The following is a 14,894-nucleotide window of genomic DNA, read 5'->3' on the forward strand; positions in this document are numbered from 1 at the left end:
GGCGTTGAGAAAGCCGATTGCCCAATGGGCAATCGGCTCGTGATGGCGACGCGCTGACGGCCGAATATGATGGCTCGGGCAATATGCCGAAGCGCCCTGCCCGCCCTTCATCCGCAGACCATCGCGCATTGGAGATGCCGATATCATCGCAAGGGCATTCGGCGCGCCGCGGATTTGTCTACCATCGCGGTCTTGCGGAGAGTCCCAGGCCGCAGAAGACAAACAACGCCGCGAGTGCCATCCAGAGCCCCGCCCAGGAACCATGGGCGGAGTGGTGGCCGGGGTCGCGCTGCTGCGGAACCAGTTCGAAGCCGGACACGGCATTCGACGGCGACACGGAACCCGCCCGCGCCGGCGCCGTGCCGCCATCAGCGGCGGCACGGCTACCGCGCAGCGCCTGGCTGACCGAGGCGAAGCCCGGCGCGGACGCTGAAGCCGCGGCGCCCATCCCCAGCTGGCGACGCGTGGCGATATCGGCGTGCCAGTCCCCCCGCGCAATCGCCTCTCGCATCGCCGCGACAAGCTTGTCACGCGCCGCCGGATTGGCTTCGGCGAAGAAGCGGTCGAGCCCAAGATCATAGCGATCGCGCAGATAGACGTCGCGCACGGCCTCCCAGTCGCGATCGCGCACCAGGTCCGGCTTGGTCGCTTCCCACAGCAGCATGGAATCGGTCAGGTCAGCCATGTAGCGCGCGCCGTTATAGCCGCTTGCCTTCATGCCCTTGATCCATTCGGGATTGAGATAGCGGCTGTCGCGCTCACGTGCATAGAAACGACTGAGCGTCTCGATCCGCGCCTCGCCAGCGACCTGGCCATTGGCGACATAGGTTTCGATGTTGCGCCCGGTGCGCTGCCGCACCGCCATCGCCAGACCGCCGAGATACGCCGCGGGCATCGGCGTATCGAGCAGGCCATAGGCGCTGGACGAGCGACTGAATATCGCGGCATCGACGCGTTCCAGATTGGCGGCGAAGGCGGCGGCGTCCGCCTCGCCATCGCCGCCATCGCCATAGGAATATCCCAGCCGCGCCTCGTAGAGGCGGTTGAGCCGCTCCGGGCTCCAGCCTTCCCGGTTGGCGAACTGGGTTGAAGGCGAATAGGCACCGGGCGCAGTGGAAAAGATCCGGCGCAGCGCGCGGCGTTCGGCAAGGCCGGCGGGCACGCCGGCCCGGCGCAGCGCTGCGATCCGCGCCCTGGTCTCGGCACGCACGGGATTGTCGGGCTCCTCGGCCGTGTCGGCCAGGGCGATCGCCCTGGAGATCAGGTCGAGCCGGTCACCAAAATGATCGCGATAGGTGCCCGAAGTGGTCACCAGCACATCGACGCGCGGACGGCCAAGCGCAGTGCGGGGCACGAGCGCGATATCCACCACCTGCCCCCGCGCATTCCAGATCGGCCGGACGCCGAGCAGGCGGAAGATCTGGGCCTCGCTGATGCCGCCATTCTGCGCGGTTTCGCCCGACCACAGGACGAAAGCCACCTTGCGCGGCGATTTGCCCGTACGGACGCGATGCTGGGCGACCAGGTCGTCGGCGAGCCTTGCCCCCGTCGTCCAGGCGGCCGGGGTCGGGATCGCACGAACGTCGAGCGTGTAGGCGTTGCGGCCGCCGGGCAGCGCATCGGGATTGCGGATCGCGTCCTGCATCGGCCCCGGCTCGACATAGCGGCCGGACAAGGCGGCGACGATCGCGTCGATCTCGCGCGGGGCCCGGGCGAGCCGCGCGGCATAGTCGCGCGCCTGCGCGGCCAGTTCCGGGACAAGCGCAGCGTCATCCCCGGCAAGCGATCGGGCCACGGCGGCGAGGCCGGGCGCGCCGCCGCCGCCGGCCAGCATGGCTTGGACGAGCTTCGCCATGGTCGCCGGATCGGGAGCCTGACCAAGGACATGACCGCCCATCGGCATGGGTGCGGCGGAAGTTTCCGCGAGATAGCCGCGGAGGGCAGGCTCGAGCGCCGCCCAGGGCGCGTTCGCGAGATCGAGGCCCAGCGCGCCCGCCATTCCGGCGCGGACGGCGGCGGCGCGGACGGCCTGCTGATCGACGGGCTGGGAATCGAGCAGCTTCGCGACCGCCGCCAAGTCCGGATTGAGCCCGGCACGGACGATCTCCGGCATGAAGCCGATGGTCACCGCATGGGTGCGCCGCTTGTTGCCTACCCCGCCATTCGCCTGCAGCGGCAGCGGCTGAATATGCGGCAGCGCGCCGATCAGCACCGCGACGGCGTCCTCGGCGGCGGGCCCCTCCCGCTTGCCCGGCATCAGCGAGAGCTGAGTGAACATCGGCAGATAGGCGTCGGCACGCTCGCCCTTCTGCATCCAGAGATAGAAGGCGAGATACTGGTGATGCGGCGGCAAGGCGCCCGTCGCCGCAAGTGCACCGGCGTCGGCCTGGACACCCCAGATCGGATGCGCGACCAGCGTGACCTTGCCGAAGCGCAGCGCGGGGATGACGATCCGGCCATCCACCGTCATGATCCTGCCCGGCGGCGGCCCCCAGCGTGCCTCGGTGGCCCGGCGGACCTCGGCGGGCAGCGCCGCGTACCAATCGAGGTAGGTCGCAAGCGGGACGGTGACCGCGCCGTGCGCGATCCGGGTGCGGAGCGCCGCCGCATCGCCCATGGGAGTGTTCGCCCCCGCCTCCGCCATCCGTTTCGACAGAGTCGCGGCATCGGGGACCGGATCGGATCCGACATCAAAGCCTTCGGCACGCAGCCGGGTGAGCAGCGCGACGATGCTCCCCTGCGCATCCATATAGCTGTCGGGATCGCTGCCGACATCGGCGCCGCCCGGCTCTTCGTTGTGATAGGGAATGACGATGCGCTTTTCGGCGTTTGGCAGCCGGCGGAGCCGGGCCCAGGCCATCGCCCTGGCGACGCGCCAGCGGACCTGATCGGGCAACGCGACATAGCCGACTGCGCCATCGGGCGCGACGGCGCGGGCACCGACGACCATCGGCTCGATGATCCCTTCGAGTTCGCTCAGCGCCAGTTCGCCGGTCTGATCGGGCGCGAAGCCGCCCGGACTCTTGCGCCATTCCTCCGGCGTGCGGCGATAATCGGTGGCGCACATCAGCGGCGGAACGCCGAGCCGGGCGGCTTCCGCCGCCCCTGCCTTGGCATCGGCATAGTCGAGCCGGTTCGCGCACAGGATCAGCGCGTCGAGGCGGTCGTCGCCGAGCAGCGAGGACGCCAGGTCGCGCCCTCCCTCGCGCCAGATCGGCACGGGCATGCCGCCCTGGCGCTCGATCTCGCGGATCAGCGCCGACACCACCGCCATGTTGTTCGCCAATACCAGGCTGCGATAGAACAGGATGCCGATGCGCGGCCGGGCGGCGGCGTCCGCCAGCCGGCCATTCTCCCAGGCCAGATAATCGGGAAGCGTCGCGAACAAGGCCTTTGCATCGGGATGCCACAGGGCGAGATCGGGAAATACCCGTGGCGGCGGCACGACAGTGGACAGGCCCAGCAGGCGCGCGCCGGCATAGGCGAAGAGGCCCGCATAATTGTCCTCGGTCGCATTGTCCCAGTATCGCGCGACATCGGAGTGCAAGGCGGGATCGACATTGCCGGTGATCGGCGTGCCGGCGCCCACCACCAGCACCCTGGTCCGTTTCTTCGCCGCTTCGATCTGAGCCGAGAAGTTGAGCAGACGAGGCCCGGCCGCATCGATCAGGACGAGATCATAGGCGCCAAGGTCCACGCCTTCGATGCTGGGCAGCAAGCCGCCGCCCAGCCCGAAGAAGTCGATCGCCATGCTGCCCTCGACACGCTTCGCCCCCGCCCGCGCGATCGTCGGCATTTCGGCGATGTGGATCGAGACGAAGGCGATGCGCGGCCGCCTGGCCTGCGCCTGTGCGGCCGCCGGCGCGACCAGGCCGAGCAACAGGATCAGCGCGACGATCGCCCTCACTTGCCCGCTCCCGCCTTTTCCTCGGGGACATAGACGACCTTGCCGTCGGGCAGCCGATAGGCGACTCCCAGCCGATCGCCGTCGCCCGACAGCTTCTTGTCGCTGACCCGCTCGACCTTGATCGTCTTGCCGTCCTTGCGGACGATTTCCATCCGGCCGTCTGCGGTCGTGCGCGTCATCGTCCAGGACGATTGCGGATCGAGCATCGAGGGCGCGCCCATCATCGAGTAGAGGGCGGCCACCATCGCGACGATGAAGGCGAGGCTGATGTCGAACAGATTGGCGACCCCCGACAGGGGATCTTCCTGCCAGCTGCCGTCGTCGCGGCGCCGGGCGAAGCGCAAGGCCCGCCGCCGTGTCACGCCCTGCCCTCCTCGCGCCGCAGCGCCCGTTCGGCATGGAAGCGCACCGCATCTAGGTCGCTGCGTGCCCAGCCCTCGCGCACCATCGCAATCAGATAGGCGGCCACGCCCACCGCGAGACCGACGACGGTGCTCGAAAAGGCAATCACCATGTTGGAAGCGAGCATCTGGAGATCGCCCCTGGCCAGCCCCGACAGCGCCGTCGCCATCGGGATCAGCGTGCCCATCAGGCCAAGCGATGGCCCCACCCTGATCGCGAAGCGGACCAGGTTCAGCGACCGGGCAGCATCGCTCTCCGCCCGGGCGACGACTTCCTCCACCGCGAGCTCGTCGTCATGCGCGTTGCCGGTCAGCGCCACATCGATCGCGACGCGATAGCGATCCCGCGCCGGCCGTTGCCCGCACAGCCTCCCGACATAGCTGCGCGCGAACAGGCCGATCGCCAGCGCCGTCCAGGCGACGACGCCGAGCAGGCCGATGACTACGGGAAGGAACAGCAGATCGGAGATCGCCGCCAGCGCTTCCTTTGCCCACATGCTCAGAGGCTCCGCACATAGCGGGCATAGATGGTGCGCCCGGGCATGGCGTAGTCCGCCTTCTCGTAATAGTTGATGTCGAACGCGTTCGCGACTTCGAGGCGGAGCGTGTCCTTGGGCGTTATCCGCCAGCGGCCACTGAAATCGACGGTGGTGAACCGGTCATAGGTGAACAGCCCGCCCATCCCGTTGGTGAAGATCTTGCCCTGGCTGTTGTCGGTATCCAGCCGGTCGCCATTGTAGCGCACGGTCACCGTAGCCGAGACCGGCCCCGCATTGATCGTCGCGGAGCCAGTGGCCTTCCAGTCCGCGACGTTGCGGATCGGAGTGGCGGCGCCCGAGGGCAGGATGTCCTCGGCCTTGAGGATGCGGGTGATGCTGCCGTTCAGGCTGAATCCTCCGGGCGCGATGCCCATCGCCGCGCCTGCATCGAGCGCGAACTGCCCCTCGATCCCGCGCATCCGCGACTTGTCCGAATTGATGTAGCTGGTCTGGCGCAACGTCGGGGTTTCCGAGACGATCGCCGTGGTGATGCGGTTTCGCGTGCGGGCGTCGAAATAGGTGACGTCCGCGCTCAGCAGGCCGCGCGCGAAGCCGAATCCGACATCCCAGGTGGTGTTGCGCTCGGGCTTGAGATCCGGATTGCCAAAGGTCACGCGACGCTGGACGCCGGCGAACTCCTCGCTCTCGCCGGCAAGCTGGATTGCCTGGGCGGGTACGAACGCACGACCGACCGTGCCGTGTGCGCGGAAGCCCGCGCCCAGCTTGACCACGGCGCCGCCGCGCGGATTGAACACGCCGAAATCGGCCTTGCCCGGCGTGAAATTGGTCCGGAACGGCGTCGCCCGCGTCGCCACGGCAAGCCAGTCATAGCGGCCGCCGGCCGTCAGGATCACGCGCTCGCCGAACAGGTTGAGCCCGGCCTCCGCGAACACCGCCTTGGTCTCGCGGCTTTCATTCGGGGACGAAGGCGCCTTGCCGGTACCGTTCGCATTGTACGACAGCCGGTCCGCCCAGACCTTCTGCCAGTCGAAACCGTAGGTGAGCCGCAGGGGTGCGATGACCTGCCAGCTGTCCTGCAGCTGGGCTCCGCGATAGGCGGTGACGGTGTTGTTCGACTGGTAGCGCACGGCTGCAGCCGGCACCTCGAAATAATTATAGTCCTCGCGCGAGGCGTAAGCGACCAGGCGGATGGCATGGTCCTGCGGGGTAATCTCTATCCGGACATCGCCGCTGACGCGGTTGGTACCCGTCGCCGAGCGGCTTTGCGGATTGAACGAGCGCGGTCCCGGCGCATTATTGTCGAGGTCCGCGAAATCGATGCTGCCGTCGATCCGCACGATCGGGCCAAGGTCGCTCCCGATACGCAGCCGGCCGGAGGCGCGGCTGAAGTCGCTGTTGGGACGCTTCTCGCCACCGCCCAGGCGGAAATTGCCCATCTGGTCGACATAGCCGAGTTCGAGATCGAAATCGGCACCGCCGGCCAGGTCGCCGCCGAGGCGCATGCCCGAACGGATCGTCTCGAAGCTGCCCCCGCCGATGTTGAAGGAACCGGCGAGCGGCCCGGACGAGCGCCGCGTGATGATGTTGACCACGCCGCCGACCGCCGATGCACCATAGAGCGCCGAAGCCGGCCCCTTCAGCACTTCCACCCGCGCGATGCTCTCCGGAGCGATGGTGGTGAAGCTGGTCGAGCCCGAGGGGCGGCCATCGACCAGCACCAGCGTCCGCGGATTGATGGTGAATTCGAAATCCGGCCGAAGCCCGCGCAGGCCGATCCCGGCCAGCCCGTTGGGATATTGGATCACATCCAGGCCGGCATTCTTCTTGAGCTGATCGAGAAAGGTGACGCCGACAGTCTGATCGAGCTGCGCTTCGGTCACGACCTCCATCGACGATGCCACATTCTCGCGCTTCTCGCGCGTGCGATTCGCCGTGACGACGAGCGCATCCTCCGGCTGCGCCACCGACGCGGCGTCCGCCACGCTCTGCGCCGATACGGGCGTCCCGCTGATGACGGCCAGCCCCAGTCCCCAGATCACATATTTCACAAATGGCTCCCCGCTCTACTGCATGATATGATATCTTGTATCGTGCCTTGGCGATGGTTGTTGCAGCCGTCAACCCGGGGCTTCGCGATAGGGGGCTCCCGCAAGGGATCGCCGCCGATGGTTGGGAATATCGCGTCGGAGTCGACGATGGGCCTTCCGAACGGGGAAACCGGCGCCACCGCCAATTTCAAGTCGATCCTCACCGCTATCCGTGACAGCAGCGTGGAAGCTGGCAATCGCTCTTCCGGCCCCGTCCCTTGGTCGACCCCAACCCTATCGGCCCACGATCCGCGCAGACTTGCCGATCACTGCGCGACTTCATAGCATGTCCGAGCCAATCACCAGCCATGGAAACCGGATGTTCGCCCTCACCTTCGCTCTTCTAGCTTTCCAGCACTCACCTGCCGACTGCGCTTATGATCGCGCCGCCATATTGGCGCTCGACGAAAGGGCGTTCGACCAGAATCTGGAGGGCGGCTGGCGGTCTCTCGCCGCCGCGGGCTGCACGCCGGAGGCTGCCGATCTGATCCGTGACTGGAGGGTCCTGCACAAGGCGACAGCTACGATCCTCTTCTGGCATGAGGGCCAGCTCCGTGCCGAGGCAGGCCAGGCCGACCAGGCGATCGCGCTGTTCGAACAGAGCCGCAGAACCATGGGGGAGGACGGCAGCCAGGCCTGGAATCTGTATGTCGACGGCAGCCTCGCATTCCTTCGCCGCGATCGTGCCGCATTCGATGCGGCCCGTGCGAAGCTCTCCGCGCTGCCGCAGCCGGCTACCTTCGATGCCAATCCCAAGGGCCCGGACGGCAAGCCGATTCTACTGCCCGACGGCCGCCCGCTCACAGTCGCATGGCCTCCCAATCTCAACGTCTTCGATCGTCTGTCCCGATGCTGGGGACAGGGGTACAAGGTCGCCTATGCCTGTCCGGCCGGCCGCGCTTCGGAGTAATGGCCGAAGGCAGGTAGGAAATCGGGTCGAGCGCGCTCGCGCCTGGACAGCGAAAATTGGGGCCCATCGCTGTCCTCGGGCCGCGGCAAGCACGCCTCGAACCGCCATCCGGGAAACCGGCGCTCACCCATCGGCGAGCGCCGGCTCCTCGTCCACGATGTTGCCCGATTGCCGGTCGAACAGCTTGCGGTATCGGCCGTTCGGATCGGACAGCAGGGCGGCATGGTCGCCATCCTCGACGATGCGGCCCTGGTCGAACACCAGGATCCGGTCGAGCGTGCGCACCGTCGAGAGCCGGTGGGCTATGACGATCGCCGTACGGCCCTTCATCAACCGATCCATCGCCTGCTGGATCAGCGCCTCGCTCTCGGAATCGAGGCTCGAAGTCGCCTCGTCGAGGATCAGGATCGGGGCGTCCGCCAGAAAGGCGCGCGCGAGCGCCACACGCTGGCGTTCGCCGCCCGACAGCTTGACTCCGCGCTCGCCGACCGGCGTGGCATAGCCGCGCGGCAGCTTGACGATGAAGTCGTGCGCATTGGCCAGCCGCGCCGCCGCCTCGACCTCCGCCTGGCTCGCTCCGGGGCGGGCATAGGCGATGTTGTCGGCCAGGCTGCGGTGGAACAGGATCGGTTCCTGCTGGACGATCGCGATCTGCGCGCGCAGCGACTGCTGGGTCGCGTGCGATACGTCCTGCCCGTCGATCGTCACCCGGCCCTTGTTCACGTCGTAGAGGCGCTGGATCAGCTTGACGAACGTCGTCTTGCCCGATCCCGAATGGCCGACCAGACCTACGCGCTCGCCGCCGCGGATGAGCAGATCGAGATGCTCGTAGAGGGGCGTATCGTGCCCGCCATAGCGGAAGGTGACGTCGTCGAAGCGGACCTCGCCCGCGGCGATGCGGATCGGCGTGGCATCCGCCCGATCCTCGATCCCCAGCGGCTGCTCGTGCAGTTCGACCAATTCCTCCATCTCGTTCACCGAGCGCTGCAGGTGATGGATGTGGAAGCCGATGTCGAACAGATAGCCGTGGACGACGAAATAGCTGGCCAGCACGAAGGTGACGTCGCCCGGGGTCGCCGCCCCGAGCCACCATAGCCATAGCGCGGTGCCGGTGATTGCGGCACGGATCGCCCACAGCACCGCGATCTGCGCGCTGCCCGACCAAGTATAGCGCAGCCAGGTGCGCCGCGTACGCTTCGCCCATTTGGCGAGCAGCGCGACGACGCGGCCTTCCTCGCGCTCCTCCGCGCCGAACGCCTTGACCACGGCGTTCGAACCGATCGCATCGGAAAGCAGGCCACCGAGCTTCGTGTCCCACGCATTGGACAAGGTTGCGGCGGGCGAGGCCCAGCGCGTCGCGAGCACCAGAGTCATCACCACATAGGCGACGGCGCCGACGGCCATCACCACGCCCAGCACCGGCCAGTGCCACCCCAGCAGGAGCATCGTGCCGACGAGCACGGCGAGCGACGGCAGCAGCTGGAGCAGCAGGACGTCGTTCAGCGTGTCGAAGGCCCACATGCCGCGCGTGATCTTGCGGACCGTGGAGCCGGCGAAACTGTTGGCGTGCCAGTCGGTCGAGAAGCGCTGGACGCGGTGGAAGCCGTCCTGGGTCACGTCGCGCATCATGCGCAGCGTGAAGGGGATGATGCCCGCCCATGCGACGTGCCGGAGCACCACCATGGCAAGGCCGAGCGCCGCCATCGCCGCGAACAGCGTCAGCGCCTCATTGCGCAGATTGGCGGCGAGCGCATCGATCAACCGGCCCGCGAACATCGGGACGAAGATTTCCGTTGCCGTCGCCGCGATGATGAAGAAGGCGATATAGGCAGCGCGCGCCCGCTGCCGTGCCCAGTGGCGGAAAGTGAAGCGCAGGACGCGGCGGATCGAATCCGTGCGGTCGAGGTCGTGTGTCATGTCGTGAACCGGCGCCGGGGCGCCGTCTCCAATGCGATGTCGATCAGGGGTGATGCGGGTGGAAAGCCCGGATCAGGGGGGCTTCAGGACCTAGTGGTGGAAGCGCCCGATGGTGCGGAAGGCACCGGGAAGGCGTGGTGTGGTATCCGTCATCTACGCCCTCCCTTTTTCGCGTTGGAACGGACGCCATGTAAGGCGATATATCAGGGCTGACAAGGCGTTGATTGGGAGTGGCCATGCATCGGAGCCCGGTGGCGCCTGCAATCCTGCCGATGTGCTCCCCATGAACGAAGGGCCGCTTTCGGCCTCGCGCGGGATAGAGTCCGAACCGCCGAACTGAGGACGAATTGCGATCATGGCGCCGAGCCAGTGCCATTTTCCGGCCCCGGGAAGCTTGGAGGACCCGGGCCCGTCGTCACCGCCCGGCCCGCCATAAGCCACCATTTCGCTGCCAACTCCGTTTCGCATCCGCGCCGCGCGCACCTAAGCTGCCGGCGAGCGGCGGGGGCCGATTCCACATGCGGGGCAGGTCCTCCCCCCATGAATCTCGCGCGTCTTTCCGCTTGCCCATTCGAACCGGCGCCCGTCACCGGCGGCCGGCGACAGCGAGAGGAAGATCATGGCCACGCCTCCACCCACCCTGCCGCCCCAGCAGCCCATCGGCTATTCCGGCCTCTATCCGGATGCCGATACGGCATGGAGCATCTCGAACGGCCAGGTGATGGTCGCGCAGGTCGCATCCGGCGTCGCGGGAACGCCCCAGCCCTTCGTCTTCAAGGGCGTCCGCTATCAGCCGACGCCGCTCGACATCAACGGCGGCGCCGCCGGATCGCCGATGGGCGACTTCTATTACATCGGCATGCAGAACCCCGGCACCGATGCCACCACCATGATCATGTACCAGCCGATCTGGAACCGCGACGTCGGGCCGAACGGCCTGATCCGCAAGCTCGGCGCCAACAATATCGGCGTCTATGGCAGCTTCAACATGCCGCCCTTCACGCTGTCGGCCCCGGGCAACGTCACGCCGGTGGTGCCCTCGGCCGGCAACGCCGCGATCGACTGGACCGCACTCGGCCCGATCCGCTACGTCCCGGCCAACGGCCAGGAATATCCGACCTACATGCCCGAGGGGGCGAGCGACAAGCAGGCGCCGCCCTATTGGTATCATTATTGCCACGACGTCTTTCTCGACATGTGCTGGAACGGCGGAGTCGATCCGATCTACGTCTTCCTGTCGGTCGGCGTGTCGGCGACGGCCTTCTACTCGGTGAACCCGGCGCCCGCGTCGGGCTATCAATATACCCAGGTCCAGCAATATTATCTCGATGCCGCGACCTGGCTCGGCCAGAGCTACGGCCATCACCCCGCCCTGGCCGGCTTCTACGTCACCAACGAGACCAACCAGCCCGGCACGAGCGGCACCTATGCGTATCGCGAATATTGGGACTTTCTGAACGCAGTGGGCGCGGCGCTGAAACAGGGCGCGCCGGACAAGCTCACGATTGCCGCGATGCAGGACGACATCGCGACGCTGCAGACCCAGCTGAGCCAATATGTCTCGACGCCGAACCCGGCCGATCCCGCGCCGGCAACCGAATCGCTCTATGTCGACAGCAACGGCAACATCACCACGACCGCCGCCAACAACCGCCCGGCCTATGCCACCGATGTCTACGACCTCGACCTATGGGGCTGGAACCTCTATGCGGCGCCCACCGCGCTCACGCCGATCATCGCCTATCTGAGCCAGCGCAAGGCTGCCGGCCTGCCGATGGCGCCGGTCGTGCTGAGCGAGATCGGCATTCCCCAGGCGATGCGCTTCACTCAGGTCGACGGCGTCGGCTTCGGCCCGCTGGGCGGCAACGATCCCTATGTGGCGAACCCCAATGGAGAGCAGGCGACCTGGGATTCGACCACCGGCACCGCGACGCTCTCGCCCTATATCAAGGGCACGGTGCTGGGCCAGGAAAGCCTGGCGGTCGTCACCTCTTCCAGCACGGACAGGACGTCGCCGAACTTCTTCACCCTCAATCCCGGCTACAATGCCGGCGGGCTGGTCGTCTATGAAGGCGACACAGGCGACTATTGGCTCTTCCAGGGCGTGCCCCAGGTTCCCGGCAACCCCACCCCGCCCCCGCCCAGCTGGGTGCAGCTGGACGCGACGATCTACGGACCGCTGCTCGACGACCTGCGGACCGCGAAACATCCGCCGGCGGCGGCGGGCCCCGCGGTCGCGCTCTACGCCTATCTCCAGGCGGCGGCCGGCTTCCAGGTGGGCAACGACTCGGTCGCTTCCGCCAACCAGCTCCTCCAGGGCGTGCAGGTCTTCGAATTCTCCGACGAATGGTACAAATGGATGGACCCGTCGGTGACCGATGCGACGACGATCCAGACGGCGGCCGGCGTCCATGATTTCCGCGATGCCCCCATAGCCCCCTGGGGCCCGGCGAACGCGCAATTCTACACCTGCTGGGAAGAGGAGTGGTTCGGCCTCTGCTCGGTCCTGCCCGTTGGCCGGAACTCCACCGATCCGGCGATCGCGACCGACGGCTGGCTCACCGGCGGTGTCGCCGACCAGCTCACCCCGCGCGCCAGCTACACCGTGGTGCAGCAGTTCTTCGCGCAATAGCGGGGCGTGACCGGCGGCGGGAGGGCTGGCCTTCCCGCCGCTTCGCGCGGCCGGCCATTTCCTCCGATCCGCGACCGATCGCTCTTTACAAAGGCGGCATGATCGGGATCATTCGCGTCTGGCGTGACGGGAGTTCTGTCGATGCGCATCCTGGCGTTGTCGCTGCTATCTACGCTTTCCTGCGCATCGCCCGCCCTCGCGCAAATGTCCGAACCGATGGCGCTGGACTATCGCGCCGCGCAGGACCGGCTGCTCCAGCGTTCCGACGCGATCGAGGCCGCCGCCGCCAATCTGCGCGGCAAGGAAGCGCAGGAAGGCGCCACCCGCACGCTCGGCCGGCCGGACGTGGACGTCGAGGCACAGCTGCTCGAATATCAGAAGACGCTCTACCTCCCGCTGGGGTCGCTGGCGCCGGTGGCGGAATCCTTCGGCATCCGCGATCCGCTGAAGTTCCGCCAGGAACGGACCAGCACCCGGCCGATCGTCACCGCCACCCTGCCCTTCTACACCGGCGGCCAGATCTCCGGCACCCGGGCGGGCGCCCGCGCGCAGGTCGCCCAGGCCAAGGCCGATCGCGACCTCGCGGTGGACAATGCGCTCGTCCAGCTGGTGCAGGCCTATTACGGGCAGCAACTCGCCGAGCGGGCGCTGGGCATCCGCCGCGACGTGCTCGACGGGCTCAACCGTCATGTCGCCGATGCGGCGAAGCTCGAACAGGCGCGCTTCATCAGCCGCGCGCAGCGCCTCCAGGCGGAAGTGGCGCGCGACGATGCGGCGCGCGAATATGAAAAGGCGATATCCGACCTCGCCACCGCCAATGCCGCGCTCGCCGGCATGCTCCGCGCGCCGGCCGGCGTGCATCCGCTGAGCCCGCTCGGCGTTCATTCGCAGCCGCTGGAGCCGCTCGAAAGCTTCAAGGCCGCCGCGCTCTATGCGCACCCGCAGCTGGCCCGGCTGCAGGCGCTGGAGGAGCAGGCGCGCGCCGGCGTGACGATCCAGCAATCGAAGCTGCGGCCGACCATCTACGGCTTCGGCCAGTATAATTTCGACAGGCGCGACTCGCTGCTCACCGACCCCGACTGGTCGGTGGGCGTCGGCCTGAAGTACAAGCTCATGTCGGGCGCGGGCCGCCGGCAGCAGGTGGACGCGGCGCGCGAGACGGTGGCGCAGGCAGAGGCCGGATTGCGCGAGGCCCGCACCCAGCTCGAGATCGGCGTGACCAAGGCATGGGGCGAGACGGAGGCCGCGCGCCGGCGCTTCCTGCTGCTCGACAGCGCGCTTGCCTCGGCCGAGGAGAATCTGCGGCTCCAGACGCTTTCCTTCCGCGAGCAGCAGGTCACGTCGCTCGACGTGATCGACGCGCAGCTCGGGCTCGGTCGCGCCCGCGTCCAGCGTGCCCAGGCGGCCAACGACTATGTCCAGGCGCTCGCCCAGCTGCTCAGCCTGAGCGGCCAGATGGCCCGGATGCCCGATTATCTCGCCCGGGCCGACAAGGTGATCCCATGACCGATACCGTGATCGAGGACGAAGCCCCCGCCCCCGCCCCGTCGCCCGCTCCTGCCCGGCGGCGCCCGGTCGCGCTGATCGCGGGGCTGGTGGTGGCGGTGCTGCTCGCGCTCGGCCTGTGGCTGGCCTATCGCCCGGCGCCGGACCAGATCCAGGGCATGGTCGACGCGCGCGAAATGCGCATCACCAGCAAGGTCACCGCCCGCATCGCCGCCTTCCATGTCGAGGAGGGGCAGCCGGTCAAGGCCGGGCAATTGCTCTACACGCTCGACAGTCCGGAAGTCGCCGCCAAGTCCGAGCAGGCGGGCGGTGCGCTGGCGGCGGCGCAGGCGGTCGAGAGCAAGGCGGACGAGGGCGCCCGGCCGGAGGATATCCGCGCGGCCGAAGCGCAGTGGCGCCGGGCACAGGCGGCGGCCGAGCTGGCCCGGACCACCTCCGCGCGCACGCAGCGGCTCTACGAGCAGGGCGTGATCGCCGGGCAGAAGGCGGACGAGGCGCGGACCAACGCCGTGGCCTCCGCCGAACAGGCCAAGGCGGCGCGGGCGCAATATGATCTCGCGCTCGCGGGCGCGCGGCGGCAGGACAAGGCGGCAGCGACCGGCCAGGTGCAGCAGGCACGCGGCGCCGTGGCGGAAGTGCAGGCGGCGGCCGACGAAACGCGCGTCACCGCGCCCGCCGATGGCGAGGTCGGCAAGCGGCTGGCCCAGCCCGGCGAGCTGGTGCCGCAGGGCTTCCCGGTGTTCATGCTGACCGACACCGCGCATCCCTGGGTGACGCTCAACGTGCGCGAGGACCAGCTGCGCGGGCTGGCGCGCGGCAAGGAGATCGGCGGCACGATTCCCGCCCTCGCCAACCGGCGGGCGCGCTTCCGCGTGATCTACACCGCTCCGGCCGGCGATTTCGCGACCTGGCGCGCTACCCGGCAATCGACCGGGTTCGACATCAAGAGCTTCGAAGTACGGGTGGTGCCGGTCGCGCCCGTCGAGGGGCTGCGGCCGGGCATGACCGTGCTGTTCGACTGGCCGGCCTGACGG

9 protein-coding genes are annotated in these 14,894 nt (G+C 68.1%); 4 read left to right on the forward strand and 5 right to left on the reverse strand.

All coding sequences use genetic code 11. The features are described 5' to 3' along the window. Window positions 1-178: 178 nt before the first annotated feature. The 4 genes from FFS08_RS05500 to FFS08_RS05515 are packed head-to-tail and all read right to left on the reverse strand — an operon-like array spanning window position 179 to window position 6,856. Window positions 179-3,907 (reverse strand): cobaltochelatase subunit CobN, encoded by a 3,729-nt coding sequence (locus FFS08_RS05500; protein WP_249341172.1) that lies wholly within the window; start codon window positions 3,905-3,907, stop codon window positions 179-181. Beyond that, window positions 3,904-4,269 (reverse strand): DUF2149 domain-containing protein, encoded by a 366-nt coding sequence (locus FFS08_RS05505; RefSeq protein WP_137863700.1) that lies wholly within the window; start codon window positions 4,267-4,269, stop codon window positions 3,904-3,906. The genes FFS08_RS05500 and FFS08_RS05505 overlap by 4 nt, the downstream gene beginning before the upstream one ends. Continuing rightward, window positions 4,266-4,805, reverse strand: a complete 540-nt coding sequence (locus FFS08_RS05510) for a MotA/TolQ/ExbB proton channel family protein (RefSeq protein WP_137863701.1) — start codon at window positions 4,803-4,805, stop codon at window positions 4,266-4,268. Before FFS08_RS05510 ends, FFS08_RS05505 begins: the two co-directional genes overlap by 4 nt. Window positions 4,806-4,807: 2 nt before the next feature. Next, window positions 4,808-6,856 carry a TonB-dependent receptor gene (locus FFS08_RS05515; RefSeq protein ID WP_249341173.1) on the reverse strand — a complete coding sequence of 683 codons (2,049 nt, stop codon included), beginning with the start codon at window positions 6,854-6,856 and terminating at the stop codon, window positions 4,808-4,810. A 358-nt stretch (window positions 6,857-7,214) separates the two neighbouring features. Here FFS08_RS05515 and FFS08_RS05520 point away from each other — a divergent pair, with 358 nt between their 5' ends. Beyond that, entirely contained in the window at window positions 7,215-7,805 is a 591-nt protein-coding gene (locus FFS08_RS05520; protein WP_137863702.1) for a hypothetical protein, read from the forward strand. A gap of 123 nt (window positions 7,806-7,928) precedes the next feature. On the opposite strand, the gene FFS08_RS05525 is transcribed toward FFS08_RS05520, so the two are convergent. Further along, window positions 7,929-9,722 (reverse strand): ABC transporter ATP-binding protein, encoded by a 1,794-nt coding sequence (locus FFS08_RS05525; protein ID WP_137863703.1) that lies wholly within the window; start codon window positions 9,720-9,722, stop codon window positions 7,929-7,931. A 619-nt stretch (window positions 9,723-10,341) separates the two neighbouring features. Between FFS08_RS05525 and FFS08_RS05530 the strand changes: the two genes are divergently transcribed. The 3 genes from FFS08_RS05530 to FFS08_RS05540 all read left to right on the forward strand — a co-directional run bounded on the left by FFS08_RS05530 (window position 10,342) and on the right by FFS08_RS05540 (window position 14,891). Continuing rightward, entirely contained in the window at window positions 10,342-12,354 is a 2,013-nt protein-coding gene (locus FFS08_RS05530; RefSeq protein ID WP_137863704.1) for a hypothetical protein, read from the forward strand. Window positions 12,355-12,558: 204 nt separating this feature from the next. Continuing rightward, the gene (locus FFS08_RS05535) at window positions 12,559-13,860 is read left to right on the forward strand and encodes a TolC family protein (RefSeq protein ID WP_249341174.1); all 1,302 of its coding nucleotides are present in this window, start codon (window positions 12,559-12,561) and stop codon (window positions 13,858-13,860) included. Beyond that, a complete protein-coding gene (locus FFS08_RS05540) occupies window positions 13,857-14,891 on the forward strand; it encodes an HlyD family secretion protein (RefSeq protein ID WP_137863706.1) in 1,035 nt (344 codons plus the stop codon). Before FFS08_RS05535 ends, FFS08_RS05540 begins: the two co-directional genes overlap by 4 nt. Window positions 14,892-14,894: the final 3 nt, after the last annotated feature.

The organism is Sphingomonas sp. 1F27F7B (assembly GCF_005503355.1).
Lineage (GTDB): Bacteria > Pseudomonadota > Alphaproteobacteria > Sphingomonadales > Sphingomonadaceae > Sphingomonas.